General features: G+C 52.3%; 13 protein-coding genes. 7 read left to right on the top strand and 6 right to left on the bottom strand.

The features are described from left to right. The first annotated feature begins 2 nt into the window (after positions 1–2). The 5 genes from SOJ49_RS09425 (at position 3) to SOJ49_RS09405 (ending at position 5,785) form a co-directional block, all read left to right on the top strand. The gene (locus SOJ49_RS09425; protein ID WP_369857964.1) at positions 3–1,361 is read left to right on the top strand and encodes an MATE family efflux transporter; all 1,359 of its coding nucleotides are present in this window, start codon (positions 3–5) and stop codon (positions 1,359–1,361) included. 21 nt (positions 1,362–1,382) lie between these two features. Further along, positions 1,383–2,135: a glycerophosphodiester phosphodiesterase family protein gene (locus SOJ49_RS09420; RefSeq protein ID WP_369857963.1), complete on the top strand. Its 753-nt coding sequence runs from the start codon at positions 1,383–1,385 to the stop codon at positions 2,133–2,135. A 150-nt stretch (positions 2,136–2,285) separates the two neighbouring features. Continuing rightward, complete coding sequence (locus SOJ49_RS09415; RefSeq protein ID WP_369857962.1) at positions 2,286–3,953, top strand: nitrite/sulfite reductase; 1,668 nt, start codon at positions 2,286–2,288, stop codon at positions 3,951–3,953. Next, on the top strand, positions 3,937–4,431 hold the full coding sequence (locus tag SOJ49_RS09410) for a DUF934 domain-containing protein (RefSeq protein WP_369857961.1): 495 nt from the start codon (positions 3,937–3,939) through the stop codon (positions 4,429–4,431). Before SOJ49_RS09415 ends, SOJ49_RS09410 begins: the two co-directional genes overlap by 17 nt. A 193-nt stretch (positions 4,432–4,624) precedes the next feature. Next, complete coding sequence (locus tag SOJ49_RS09405; RefSeq protein ID WP_369857960.1) at positions 4,625–5,785, top strand: cation:proton antiporter; 1,161 nt, start codon at positions 4,625–4,627, stop codon at positions 5,783–5,785. A 171-nt stretch (positions 5,786–5,956) separates the two neighbouring features. On the opposite strand, the gene sohB is transcribed toward SOJ49_RS09405, so the two are convergent. After that, positions 5,957–7,018, bottom strand: coding sequence for a protease SohB (gene sohB, locus SOJ49_RS09400; RefSeq protein ID WP_369857959.1), 1,062 nt, complete (start codon positions 7,016–7,018; stop codon positions 5,957–5,959). Positions 7,019–7,237: 219 nt separating this feature from the next. Between sohB and SOJ49_RS09395 the strand changes: the two genes are divergently transcribed. Further along, positions 7,238–7,552: an SCP2 sterol-binding domain-containing protein gene (locus tag SOJ49_RS09395; protein WP_369857958.1), complete on the top strand. Its 315-nt coding sequence runs from the start codon at positions 7,238–7,240 to the stop codon at positions 7,550–7,552. A gap of 59 nt (positions 7,553–7,611) precedes the next feature. Here the strand turns inward: SOJ49_RS09395 and SOJ49_RS09390 are convergent, their stop codons facing one another. The 3 genes from SOJ49_RS09390 to SOJ49_RS09380 form a co-directional block, all read right to left on the bottom strand. Then, positions 7,612–8,253, bottom strand: coding sequence for a hypothetical protein (locus SOJ49_RS09390; RefSeq protein WP_369857957.1), 642 nt, complete (start codon positions 8,251–8,253; stop codon positions 7,612–7,614). Between the two features lie 5 nt (positions 8,254–8,258). After that, the gene (locus SOJ49_RS09385) at positions 8,259–9,902 is read right to left on the bottom strand and encodes a hypothetical protein (RefSeq protein ID WP_369857956.1); all 1,644 of its coding nucleotides are present in this window, start codon (positions 9,900–9,902) and stop codon (positions 8,259–8,261) included. Positions 9,903–10,105: 203 nt separating this feature from the next. After that, entirely contained in the window at positions 10,106–10,252 is a 147-nt protein-coding gene (locus SOJ49_RS09380) for a hypothetical protein (protein WP_369857955.1), read from the bottom strand. Between the two features lie 181 nt (positions 10,253–10,433). On the opposite strand from SOJ49_RS09380, the gene nhaB reads away from it, so the two are divergent. After that, the gene (gene nhaB / locus SOJ49_RS09375; RefSeq protein ID WP_369857954.1) at positions 10,434–11,945 is read left to right on the top strand and encodes a sodium/proton antiporter NhaB; all 1,512 of its coding nucleotides are present in this window, start codon (positions 10,434–10,436) and stop codon (positions 11,943–11,945) included. A 59-nt stretch (positions 11,946–12,004) separates the two neighbouring features. Here the strand turns inward: nhaB and dnaQ are convergent, their stop codons facing one another. Together dnaQ and rnhA are read right to left on the bottom strand one after the other, a co-directional pair. Next, a complete protein-coding gene (dnaQ, locus tag SOJ49_RS09370; protein ID WP_369857953.1) occupies positions 12,005–12,721 on the bottom strand; it encodes a DNA polymerase III subunit epsilon in 717 nt (238 codons plus the stop codon). Further along, positions 12,718–13,152, bottom strand: coding sequence for a ribonuclease HI (gene rnhA / locus SOJ49_RS09365; protein WP_369857952.1), 435 nt, complete (start codon positions 13,150–13,152; stop codon positions 12,718–12,720). Before rnhA ends, dnaQ begins: the two co-directional genes overlap by 4 nt. Positions 13,153–13,154 lie beyond the last annotated feature (2 nt).

Genomic DNA, 13,154 nt, shown 5'->3' with positions numbered 1-13,154 from the left:
TGATGCCTGCTGATCGCTGGCTCGGGCGACTGTTACAGGTTGAGCCACAGCGCCTGAGTCGTATATTTGGTATCGGCCTGCCCATTATCGGCGCCATGCTGTCACAAAGCCTGATCAACCTGATTGATGCCGCCATGGTCGGTCGCCTGGGTGATGCGGCGCTGGCTGCCGTCGGCGTTGGTGGTTATGCCTCGTTTATGATGGTCTCTATCGTCATGGGGCTATCTGCAGCGGTACAAGCACTGATTGCCCGCCGCATTGGTGCTGGCGCAACCGATAAACTACACGAACCGCTGATGGCCGGTTTGTTGTCAGCCGTCTTGCTGGCAGCACCACTGTCGTTGCTGTTTATCTTCCTCGCTCCCACACTGATGCCAGCACTGACCACCAATAGCGACGTCGCCGCCATCGCCACACCTTATTTTCAGTGGCGCACTGCGGCCTTGATTGCAGTAGCGATGAACTTTGTTTATCGGGGCTACTGGAGCGGCATTAGTGAAACCCGCCGTTACCTGCAGGTCCTGCTGATCATGCACGCAGTCAATATTTCGCTCAGCTACGTACTGGTTTTCGGAGTCGGCAACTGGCAAGGCATGGGTGCTGTAGGCTCCGGTATTGGCACTGCCATGGCGCTGGTATTTGGCAGCGCCATGTATTCCTGGCTGACCTTTACCAATCAGCGCCAGCGTCTGGGTCAGATCAAATTCCCCACCCGGCAAACACTGCTGCAGCTGATCAGACTGGCCTGGCCAAACTCGGCCCAACAAGCCTTGTTTGCCCTTGGTATCAGCATCTTGTTCTGGATCATCGGCCAGATCGGCACACAGGAACAGGCCATTGGCCACATACTGATCAGCCTGCAGCTGGTGCTGATTCTGCCTGCGGTTGGTATGGGCATTGCTGCGACCAGTCTGGTCAGTCATGCGCTCGGTGCTGGCAACCACAAGGACGCCCATCGTTGGGGATGGGAAGTCGTCAGAGTGGCCAGTTTTACGCTGGCCTTGCTTGGTTTGCCGTTATGGGTATTTCCGGAATGGATACTGAGAATTTTCACCAACGAGACGGGGCTGGTTCAGGCGGGGATTGTGCCATTGCAAATCACTGGTATTTTTATCGCCTTTGAAGTCACTGCGATGGTGCTGACCCAGGCATTACTGGGGGCGGGCGCCAGTCGTCAGGTGATGAAAATCAATCTGACCATGCAGTGGTGTGTATTTTTGCCACTGGCGTATCTGGTCGGGCCAGTCTTCGGCTTTGGGCTGATTGGGGTATGGGCACTGCAAGGCTTGCAGCGTGCAGGATTATCACTGATTTACAGTATGATTTGGCAGCGACGCCAATGGACCCATTTATCCGTCTAATATTATTCGGAGTGCCACTGCATGATTACCAGCAAGGTGATTGCACATCGAGGAGCCAGCCGCCTGGCACCGGAAAACACCTTGGCCGCGTTTCGTAAGGCCCGCGACGCCGGTGCTTCATGGATAGAAGTGGATGTGGCCTTGAGCGCTGATGGCCAGGCCGTGATCTTTCATGATGAAAAACTGAACCGTTGCAGTAATGGTCATGGCTGGCTGCTCAATCACACACTGGCCGAACTGCAGCGATTGGATGCTGGCAGCTGGTTTGCCGCTGAATTTCATAATGAGCAGATTCCTACACTCGAAGCCTTGCTGCTCTGGGCCGCCGAACAGTCGATAAATCTGAATCTGGAAATCAAACCGGTTATTGGCCGTGAAGCGGAAACTGTCGATGCCCTGGTGATTGCACTACAGGCAGCCCAGGCACGTCACAACCATATCGCCAGCCAGCTCCTGCTTAGCTCCTTCAACCCACTCGCCCTGACCCACGTTCGGGCTGCCCTGCCCACCATCCCACGCGCACTGCTGACCGAAGCCATCCCTGCCGATGCCGTTTTGCGGCTGCAACAACTTGACTGCGAGGGATTACATTTTTGCGCCGAACTGGTGGATCAAGCTGCAATCTTGGCATTAAACAACAGCGGCTTCAGCGTGCGCGCTTACACCGTCAACAATACAGCAGCAGCAGACGCCTTGATCGCAATGGGCGTAAACGCCATCTTCAGCGACATCCCGGATTTAGCCATCACATCGGCCCACATCATCTCAGACTGACTTGTTCGGTTTAGCCGAACGATATAAGGCATAAAAGTAATTACGATATAGATAAATAGTCGTTTTAAGAATAAAGCGGCTTTGGTAATGTTCGCCCAACTAATAAACATCACTGACCGTGCGCCAGTGTAAAAAAGCAACCGAGATACTATGTACCAATACGACGAGTACGATCAGCAGATCCTGAACGAGCGTGTTGCCCAATTCAAAAGTCAGACTGAACGTTATCTGGCCGGGGAAATCGCTGAAGATGAGTTCTTGCCGCTGCGCCTGCAGAATGGCATTTACGTGCAACGCTATGCACCCATGCTGCGAGTTGCCATCCCTTATGGTGCATTTAATGCCCAACAGATGCGTGTCTTGGCCAAGGTGGCCCGAGACTACGACAAGGGTTATGCCCACTTCAGCACCCGCCAGAATCTGCAGTTTAACTGGCCAAAACTGGAAGACTGCCCACAAATCCTGGCCGACTTGGCTGCAGTACAGATGCACGCAGTGCAAACCAGCGGTAACTGTATTCGTAACACCACCACCGACGAATACGCTGGGGTCGTTGCCGAAGAAATTGTCGACCCGCGCCCATACTGCGAAATCATCCGTCAATGGTCGACCTTTCACCCGGAATTTGCCTTTCTGCCACGCAAATTCAAAATTGCCGTCAACGCCGTCCCAGGCGAAGACCGTGCGGCCACTGAAGTTCACGACATTGGCGTACATATCATTCGTAACGACGCGGGCGAGCTGGGCTATCGTGTGCTGGTCGGTGGCGGCCTGGGCCGTACGCCAATCATTGGCGAAGTGGTACGGGAATTTCTGCCAGAGCAAGATTTGCTGACGTATCTGGAAGCCGTGATTCGGATTTACAACCAGTTTGGTCGTCGCGACAACAAGTACAAGGCACGCATCAAGATCCTTACCAAGGCACTGGGCGTTCAGCGCATGTCCGAATTGGTAGAAGCCGAGTGGCAGCGTATCAAGGATTCCGCCACCCGACTGACAGCCGCCGAGCTGGAGCGCGTCAAGAAACACTTTATAGACCCTGCCTATGCTGCACTGGAAAACAACCCGCCCGAACTGGTAACAGCCAAAGCAGAAAATCCTGCTTTCGTTCGCTGGCTGGGCCGTAACGTGCGCGAGCACAAGCAGTCAGGCTACGCCGTCGTAACCTTGACCCTGAAGCAGAAAGGCACCCCTCCCGGTGATGTGACGGCCGAACAGATGGATCAGATTGCCGACCTGGCTGACGTATTCAGTTTCGGTGAGCTGCGCTCTACCCACCAACAAAATCTGGTACTGGCCAATGTCGAGCAGCGTCAACTGTTCACCCTGTGGCAAAAAGCCAAGACGCTGGGACTGGCGACGCCCACCCTGGGACTGCTGACGGATATGATTTGCTGTCCGGGCGGTGATTTCTGCGCCCTGGCCAATGCCAAATCCATTCCGATCGCCGAAGACTTGCAGGTGCGCTTTGAAGACCTGGACTACCAGCATGACCTGGGTGAGATCGATCTGAACATTTCTGGCTGTATGAACGCCTGTGGCCATCACCACATTGGCAACATTGGTGTTCTCGGGGTAGATAAAAAAGGTCAGGAGTTTTACCAGGTATCACTGGGCGGCAACTCCGGTGGTCGCGGCCCGACATCGCTGGGCAAGATTCTTGGCCCATCGTTCTCACGCGAACAGCTGACCGACGTTATCGCCAAAGTGCTCGACGTGTATGTGGCGACTCGTCACACCGGAGAAAGCTTTCTGGAAGCCTACAAACGTATTGGTCATGACACATTCAAGGAGGCGGTATATGGCAAAGCTGATTAAAGATGGTGCGTTTGTAGCCAACGATGCCTGGACTCGTATAGAAGACAACGCCATGGCGGAAGAATACAGCCTGATTTCATTGGAACGCTGGACGCACCAACAAGCCGAGCTACAACCACTGGCGTCACGCGGCAAACTGGGTTTGTTTCTGAACAGCGACCAGACTGCTGATATGGTGGCAGAACAGTGCCGTAACTTTGCCGTCATTGCCGTCGACTTCCCCAAGTTTGCTGATGGTCGGGGCTACTCCATTGCCCGCCTGCTGCGCGATCAGTACCACTACGCCGGCGACTTGCGGGCTGTCGGTGACGTACTGATTGATCAACTGTTTTTTATGAAGCGAGTCGGCTTCAGCTCCTACGCTCTGCGCGACGACCAAAAAGAAGAGTACGCTCTGGCGGCTTTTTCGACATTCAGCCAACCTTATCAGGGCGCTATGGATGAACAACGGCCGTTGTTTGCACGTATCACTCGCTGATTTGATTCGCTGATTGAGTCAACCTGCCTGCAGGCTCCTTCGGGAGCCTGTGCTGTTTTCATCTCCTGTCATTACCGCCGCCCTTATCGGCGAATACTCAGCAACTCGCTATAGGCAACAAATCAAGCCATAACAGGCTGGCGGCTGCCGATCCGCTGACGTAACCTTGGTAATCTGGCAGAGGAGGCAAAAAATGCAGCAAGATATTGTTTTTTCAACTTTTTTGATTTTTGCAGGTGCCTCTGTACTGGCTACCTTCGCCTTATACACACGCCAGCCAGTGTTAATTGCCTACATTGCTCTTGGCGCATTGGTTGGCCCCTTTGGCATGGGTTGGATTGAACACCCGGAACAACTGGAAAACATGTCTCATATTGGCATTATTTTCCTGCTGTTTTTGCTTGGACTCGACATGCAGCCCAGTTCGCTCATTTCCGTTTTGCGGCAGGCCTCCACAGTCGGGCTGGTCAGCTCGCTGCTTTTCTTTATCGCCGGATTTGCCGTTACCTGGGTTTTTGGCTACAGCCAGATGGACAGCATCATCATCGGCTTGGCACTGATGTTCTCCAGCACTATTATCGGCCTGAAATTATTACCAACCACCGTTCTGCACCACAAGCACATGGGCGAATTAATGGTCGGATTACTGCTGTTGCAAGATATGCTTGCCATATTCACCCTGATTCTTCTGGGCGTCATGAAAGGTGAGAGCGACATGCCGGTCTGGCAGCCATTTCTTGCCTTGCCGCTACTGATCGGCGTCGCCTACCTGACGGTCAAAGGCATCTTGCTACCCTTGATCACCCGCTTTGATCGTTATCAGGAGTATTTGTTTATTCTGGCGATTGGTTGGTGTCTGGCACTCGCGGAGGGCGCACAACTGGTTGGGCTGACTTATGAAATCGGTGCTTTTATTGCCGGAATCACACTCGCCACAAGCCCCATTGCCCAGTTTATTGCCATCAGCCTCAAGCCGTTGCGCGATTTTTTCCTGGTGATGTTTTTCTTTGCCCTCGGAGCCGGCCTCAACCTTGGCATGTTGTCTTCCGTCGCCTTCAGCGCCATCGCCCTGGCCATCGTCGTGCTGACACTGAAACCCGTCGCCTTCAGAATACTGCTCCGACGTTTCAGCGAACGCACCAGCCTGGCCTGGGACGTGGGCTTTCGTCTCGGACAAATCAGCGAGTTCTCGTTATTGATAGGGTTTGTAGCTGTCGAAAGTGACTTGCTCACCGAACGTGGCTCACTACTGATACAAGCAACGGCCATTATCACCTTCGTGGTATCGAGTTATATCGTGGTGTTTAACTACCCCAATCCGATTGCTGTCAGCGACAAACTGAGAAGGGACTAGGGGGCGTTGATTTTTGTTTTCGAAGCAGTCAATGCAAGGCAAAAACAGGAGAAAAGGGAGCTTATGGTTGACAAATGACCGATTTGAGCCTGTTTTTAACACCGCAGTGGCAACGCAGGTAGAACATCAACAGCCTGCCAGACGGGGCTAACACCCCGTCCCTCACCATCATCAGCTTTTGCTGACCGCCTGCTGCTGCACCCGGTTCAGCACTGTGGTCACCGCCTTGCCAATTCCTCCCTGAACAGCAAAACCGATCCGCTCCTGCAGTGTCTTTCGGTATTCATAACGAACACTGAAAACATCCGAATTCGCACAGGCATCAACGATATAGTCATCGCTGGTTCCCAGCTCATCAATGAGTTTCAACTCAACCGCCTGCTGGCCGTACCAGACATCGCCATTAGCAACGGCGGTCATATCCAGCCTTGGACGATAACGTTGAATATGCTGTTTGAACAGAGTGTGCGTCTCCTCAAGATCAGATTGGAATTTGTCCCGAGCCTTGGCTGTATTCTGGCCGAACATGGTCACCGTACGTTTGTATTCTCCGGCGGTAAACAACTCGAAGTCGACATCATGTTTTTTCAGCAATTTATTGAAATTGGGCAATTGCGCCATTACGCCAATGGAGCCGACCAGTGCAAACGGCGCTGCCACGATACGATTGGCCAGACACGCCATCATATATCCGCCACTTGCGGCAACTTCATCCACGCAAATGGTCAGCGTGACACCCTTGTCGCGAATCCGTTTCAGCTGGGACGCAGCCAGACCATAGGTATGCACCATACCACCGGCACTTTCGAGGCGTAGTACTACCTCATCATCAGGTCGAATGGAGGTTAGAATTGCGGTAATTTCATGCCGCAACAGATCGACTTCACTGGCTCGAACATCACCATTAAAATCAATAACATACACTCTTTTCTTGATCGATTTAGACTCCAGCCCATCCTTGACCCGCTTGCGCTCGGCTTTTTCCTCCGCCTTGTCTTCCTTGTCGCGCTGCTTGTGCAAGGCTTTTAGTTCATCTTTCTCCAGCACCGCATCTTCAATCACTTCCTTGTACTCTTCGATATCATCATTCAGCCGCTTGACGACCAACTCCCCTTCGGTACGCGACTTATGACGCATACCCATACTGGCTACCGCCCCGAGCAACAAAATAATCGCTCCGGCAATGGTCACAGTCTTCAACAAAAACAACCCGTAGTCGGCAAGAAATTCCACGCACGATTCCTTAAATGTAAAACAGCTAGTCTACCTGAACCCGGTTAAGCAACAAGTTGCCAACCGGGAATAATCGCCCGAATTCATACGGTCGTTTGAATTCAAGTTGACACTTGTTCAAGTGCCACATAGAGTGTTGCCATGGTTAAACAAACCACTGCTAACTCGTTTAGATACCCAAAAGTCAGTGCATGACACTAACAATAAAGGAACAAGCCAATGACTTCCGTCGCAGATATTATCAACACACTGAACAACCGCTTCGATTCAGATGCCGCTGACGATCTGAATGCCACTTTCCAGTTCAGTATTGAAGACGGCGATGATTATTACATCACCATCAAAGACGGAACCTGCACCGTTGGCGAAGGTGAGAATGATGATGCTGATGTCACCCTGGTTATGAACACCGAAACCTTTGCCGGTATCGCCAGCGGTGAAACAGATGGCATGCAAGCCTTTATGTCCGGTCAATTACGCGTCGAAGGCGATATGATGCTGGCCACCAAAATTGGCGAATTGTTTCCAGCCTGATCGATCAAAACAAAAAAACGGGCTAGCGCCCGTTTTCTGACCAGTTACTTTATCCGCCTTTACCAGTCGCCACCTAGCGCTTTTTCTGCAACATCATTCAAAGGTTTGGCAGCAACACCAGTATCGGTAATATAAACCGCATACACCGCTCCGTTCGCCAGGGGCATAAAGACGGCACTCCCCATCTCTGCCTGTAACCAGAACCCGAATTTTTTGATCATGCTCCACGCATCAATAACCCCGGGCGTCGACAACTCAAACACCGTTCGTTCAGCCGTTCGCTCCTGCTCAAGTGACAAGAACCGCCCAGACAAGCGATCAAGCCGATACATCGGCGCCGCACTCAAGGCATCAAACGGGCCATACCAGGCCAGCAGTCGCACATCCAGCTGCCACTGGTCACCATGCAGGACATACCGTTCTTCTAGACCTTCTTCATCAACCAGGCTGATGTCGTAAACCTGCTCGCCGGTTTGATAAACACTGACCGTCAGCGCCGGAACATCCGGATGCGCCTGATCGTAACTCCATAAATCCAGAATGACATAAACCAGCAAGAAGCCACCGAACAACATCAGCATTCCGGCTGTACCTTTGAGCCACTGGATAAACCAGGATTTCCCCAACCACATAAACGCCACAATGACGAGAATCAGAAAAATAACAAAACCGAGAGAACTGATCAGGGTATCGTGCAACATATTAATCAGCTCTGCAGATGCACAAGACTCTCTTGCGCCAGTCGAATCGCCTCATCAGCACCCGCAGACTGACCATTAAGAGTATCGAGGAAATATTCAATTGCCGTTATCGCATCGGCAAATGCTTCCATTTTATGTTCTGCAATCGGTTCCCGAGCAGTCAGTACCTGTTGCGTAATAAACGTATTAAGTGCCAACAGGACATCATGTGCTGGCCGCTTATCCAGAAACAACAAGGCCCCGGCCACGTCGAGCAGGCTTTTACCCACATTTTTAACGTGGAGGTGATCACCATCCGACTCCAGATAACTGCCTATCGCCCGTTTGATCATCGCCAGCGCCGTCATGGATTCTGACACTACTGCAATACGGGCCTCTCTCAAGCTGATCGGGTCAACCAGCGCCTTGGTATCCAGGCCACTGTGCGATATGGCACGTAAATCCTGTTCCAGCCGGATAATACTGTCTGCCACACTGGCTGCGTTATCTTTCAGCCCACTGGAACCGGCTGCCCGCAACTGTTCTACCAGAGCCAGGGTGCGGCTGGCAGGCGGTGTCTGATTGGTGATCATCAGTGTGTCGCCAATCCGTGACAATGATGACAACAGGTCATCAAAATCTTCTTCCGTAATATCAATTCGTTCCACCAGATCAATCTGATCCTTAATGATCTGTAGCTCTTCCTGAAGTGCCGTCGCCAGGGATTCCATCGCAGCACTGTCCGGGCCACGCAATTGACTGCGGAACTCCACCAACTGGGATTCCTTGACGCCACGGCCAAGCTGAAATTCTTCCTGAATGACGCGAATCAAATCAGAATCTGGCTGGGCCAGAGAAACGATATGAATAAATTCTTTTAGCAGCCAATCTGGCTGCTTTTCGGCAAACGCCTTGCCTTCGGTGTCTTGAACGTGGCGCACCTGTTTATCAAGCTGCCCCAGCAGAATCAGACGCGCTGGCGTCATCTCAAATGATTGCTGAGACAAGGCATCCAGCGCGCCCATAACGGTATGCCAAAACAACCAGGAAGCGCCGCCCCGGCTTGCTTTTTCAAAGCGACTGATGGCGCGTGACATAACCAGCACCGGGCCACGTCGCCCCTGACCACGCATCAGGCCGAGCAACCCGAGCTGGTACATCTGACGAGCACGACGATACGGGAAACGCATCATGCCGGATTCCAGCTTCGGCATGACCACGCGCGGCCGTAAATTCACCAGGAAGAAGTAGGCTTCCGGCAGAGGCGCATCGTTACGCTCCCGCCGAATCTGGTTAATTGATGGCACCAGCAAACTGGGTGACAGCGGATAACCCGCCCCCAATAAATCGACAAATCGTTTCAGGAATACGATTGCCTGGGTAAATATCGTCAAGGTCTGATCCGACAGCCGCTCTCCACGAGCTGACCGACCGGTTTCTGCAAACTCTTCACACATACGCTCGCCAGCACGAAAATCCAGCATTTTAAAGGTGCCGCGCACCTGCTGAACCTCGGCAAAAAATGCGCGCAACTGATCTGGACTACCGGTTTCTGAATACACATCCAGCTGTGCTGCTGCCTGATCCAGTGCGTTGGCTACCTCGGCTTTTACCAGGTTCAACGACACTGCAAACGTTGACTCTTCGCTTCCGATCATTAGTTCTGCCATGAGTGTTTGTCGTATTCTGTGAACATTTGTTACCGCCATTCTATCCACTTCATATATTAATCGCGAAAGTTTTGCGACATTGAAGTGAAATAGCAGCCCGTTTGCAGGACAGAGCCATGCACAGGGTCTTTATACCCACAACTGTGCTACAGGGGACATCTATTTAATCCGGTGCTCACTCTGGGCTACCGGATGGTGCCGAATCACGAAGCCGACTTGCAGGCCTGACAGGTCAAGTCAAACGTCGGCGACACAGAGTCGAGATCATCCGGCAGCCCCCGGAGGGCGCGGGTTGCCGCCGTCCAGAGCGGTGTTGGCGAACTTGAAAAGGACTCGTCATTTCGCGGCATTCGCCGCCTTGCCCTGATCACCGGCAACACTCGCGCAGAGTCGTGCAGGATTAAATAGATGTCCCCTACAACTGCGGATAGTACACGGATAGTCCTCTAAGTATTGGACACAAGTTGCAAATAATTGAAAACCCATTACATTGCCTCGACCCCCAAAAGGGAGACGACCAAGGAATGAAGCATGACCGCGAACCTACCCTCTGCATTCATAAATAACTTTCTGGGGAACGCACCCCAGTGGTACAAGAAGACGATTATTGCCTTTCTGGCGTTTAATATTGTCAGCGTTTATACGCTGGGCACGTACATTACTGGCTGGCTTCTGATCGTGGAGTTCATCTTCACTCTGGCAATGGCATTAAAATGTTACCCGCTCCAGCCCGGTGGATTACTGGCCATAGAGGCCATTCTGCTTAATATGGCCCCTGCTGAAGTTGTCTACGAGGAAGCCCTTCATAACTTCCCGGTTATCCTGTTGCTGATGTTTATGGTGGCAGGTATTTATTTCATGAAAGACCTGCTGCTGTATGCGTTCACCAAGATTCTGCTTGGCGTGAAGTCAAAAACAGCGCTGTCTTTTCTGTTCTGTATAGTCTCCGCAATTTTGTCAGCATTTCTGGATGCGCTGACGGTAACTGCCGTTCTGATCAGTGTTGCCGTCGGCTTCTACAATGTTTACCACCGGGTCGCCAGCGGCAAACTGTCCAATACAGCTCACGACCATGGTTCGGACTCAGATCTGAAAGAGCATCACCGTCAGGATCTCGACACGTTTCGTGCTTTCTTGCGCAGTCTGCTCATGCACGGTGCGGTTGGTACTGCACTGGGCGGTGTCTGCACCCTCGTGGGTGAGCCTCAGAATCTACTGATTGCCAAAGTGGCTGGATGGGAGTTTTTTGACTTTTTCACCACCATGGCACCAGTGACCATGCCCGTCCTGGCCGCCGGCCTACTCACCTGCATATTGTTGGAAAAAACAGCGATGTTCGGTTATGGCACGCTGCTGCCCGATGACGTTCGTGGCATTTTGCAAGACTTTGATAACGAACAAAACGCCCAGATGACGCCAAAACATGCGGCACAACTGATCGTCCAGGCGATCGTTGCCCTGCTGCTTGTGCTTGGACTGGCATTCCACCTGGCCGAAGTCGGCCTGATTGGTCTCGCAGTCATTATCTTGCTGACCACGTTTAATGGCATTATCGAAGAGCATCAGATTGGCAAAGCGTTTGAAGAGGCCCTGCCATTCACAGCTTTGCTGGTGGTGTTTTTCAGTATTGTTGCCGTCATTCATACCCAGCATCTGTTTACACCCATCATCAGCTGGATTCTGGATACCAACAACGTCTCGCCATCAGCTCAACCAGGTGTTTTCTTTCTGGCCAATGGGGTTCTGTCGATGATCAGCGACAATGTCTTTGTCGCCACGGTCTATATTTCCGAAGTCAAGGCAGCGCTGGATGCTGGTCATATCAGCCGCGAACAGTTTGACCTACTGGCAACGGCCATTAACACCGGAACCAATCTCCCAAGCGTGGCAACACCCAATGGCCAGGCGGCATTTTTGTTCCTGCTAACCTCTGCCCTGGCGCCACTTATCCGCCTGTCTTATGGCAAGATGGTCATCATGGCGTTGCCTTACACCATTGTGATGACAGGTGTTGGCTTTATTGCGGTCACCTTCTGGCTCTGATGGGTTTTCCCAGACCAGGCTGACCAATGATAACAACATCATTGGTCAGCCATTCACGATCAGCCAGGCTCCCCACGACGCCAGACGGATCCTTCACTTTTTTTGTCTATCATATCCAGCATCCGGCCATGCATGGCAACTTCGTCAGCACTGGCCAGGATCACCGGCAGTTCAGCTTCTGCCGCCAGAGCCTGCAACAGACTGAGATCAAGCATTTCACCATCAGCCGAATTGTCATCGTCTACCGACAACATCAGATCCGTCTGCCCCCCCGTCATCATCAAATAGACGTCAGCGAGAATCTCCGCATCCAGCAAGGCACCGTGTAACTCCCGGTGACTATTGTCGATATCAAAACGTTTGCACAAGGCGTCCAGGGATGCCCGTGCGCCCGGAAACATCTCGCGAGCCAGTTTGAGAGTATCGAGCGAGGTACAAAATTCCAGCGTACGGGGCATACCCAGCAAGCGGAATTCGTGATCCATCATGCCAATATCAAACGCAGCATTGTGGATGACCAGTTCAGCACCCGCGATGAATTCACGAAACTCATCCACCACATTGGCAAACACAGGACAGCCTTGTTCGACTAGCCACTCCATGCTAATGCCGTGAACGGCTTGTGCCTCAGGGTCAATGTCACGCTGGGGGTTAATGTATTGGTGATAATGACGCCCCGTCAGCTTCCGCTCAATCACCTCTACACAACCAATCTCCAGAATACGGTGACCCTCACCGATACCCGTGGTTTCCGTATCAAGTACCACCTGCCTCATGACGTCACCTGCTCTACACCGCGATTGGCCAGTTGATCGGCCCTTTCATTACCTTCGTGTCCCGCGTGTCCCTTGACCCACTGCCACTCGATATGATGCTGCTGACAAGCCGAATCGAGCGCCTGCCACAAATCCTGATTTTTAACCGGCTGTCGGGCAGATGTCTTCCAGCCGTTTTTTTTCCATCCGGCCAACCATTGGTTGATACCCTGTTTCACGTACTGTGAATCGGTGGTTAACACCACCTCGCAAGGGCGAGTTAACGCTTCAAGGCTGCGAATCGCTGCCATCAACTCCATCCGGTTGTTGGTCGTATTGGCCTCACCACCAAACAACTCCTTTTCTACCTCACCAAAACGCAGTAACGCTCCCCAACCTCCGGCACCTGGATTACCTTTGCAGGCGCCGTCAGTGAAGATTTCAACTTTCATAT

The sequence above is a fragment of the Candidatus Thalassolituus haligoni genome (genome assembly GCF_041222825.1).
Lineage (GTDB): Bacteria > Pseudomonadota > Gammaproteobacteria > Pseudomonadales > Oceanobacteraceae > Oceanobacter > Oceanobacter antarcticus.
Note: the sequence above shows the minus strand (reverse complement) of the source record. Positions and strands in the feature narration are given on the sequence as shown.

What these genes read in the sequence shown, in the direction of transcription:
- SOJ49_RS09425 (WP_369857964.1), top strand. Translation starts at nt 3, where the DNA reads ATGCCTGCTGATCGCTGGCTCGGGCGACTGTTACAGGTTGAGCCACAG.
- SOJ49_RS09420 (WP_369857963.1), top strand. Translation starts at nt 1,383, where the DNA reads ATGATTACCAGCAAGGTGATTGCACATCGAGGAGCCAGCCGCCTGGCA.
- SOJ49_RS09415 (WP_369857962.1), top strand. Translation starts at nt 2,286, where the DNA reads ATGTACCAATACGACGAGTACGATCAGCAGATCCTGAACGAGCGTGTT.
- SOJ49_RS09410 (WP_369857961.1), top strand. Translation starts at nt 3,937, where the DNA reads ATGGCAAAGCTGATTAAAGATGGTGCGTTTGTAGCCAACGATGCCTGG.
- SOJ49_RS09405 (WP_369857960.1), top strand. Translation starts at nt 4,625, where the DNA reads ATGCAGCAAGATATTGTTTTTTCAACTTTTTTGATTTTTGCAGGTGCC.
- SOJ49_RS09395 (WP_369857958.1), top strand. Translation starts at nt 7,238, where the DNA reads ATGACTTCCGTCGCAGATATTATCAACACACTGAACAACCGCTTCGAT.
- SOJ49_RS09390 (WP_369857957.1), bottom strand. Translation starts at nt 8,253, where the DNA reads ATGTTGCACGATACCCTGATCAGTTCTCTCGGTTTTGTTATTTTTCTG.
- SOJ49_RS09385 (WP_369857956.1), bottom strand. Translation starts at nt 9,902, where the DNA reads ATGGCAGAACTAATGATCGGAAGCGAAGAGTCAACGTTTGCAGTGTCG.
- SOJ49_RS09380 (WP_369857955.1), bottom strand. Translation starts at nt 10,252, where the DNA reads ATGCCGCGAAATGACGAGTCCTTTTCAAGTTCGCCAACACCGCTCTGG.
- nhaB (WP_369857954.1), top strand. Translation starts at nt 10,434, where the DNA reads ATGACCGCGAACCTACCCTCTGCATTCATAAATAACTTTCTGGGGAAC.
- dnaQ (WP_369857953.1), bottom strand. Translation starts at nt 12,721, where the DNA reads ATGAGGCAGGTGGTACTTGATACGGAAACCACGGGTATCGGTGAGGGT.
- rnhA (WP_369857952.1), bottom strand. Translation starts at nt 13,152, where the DNA reads ATGAAAGTTGAAATCTTCACTGACGGCGCCTGCAAAGGTAATCCAGGT.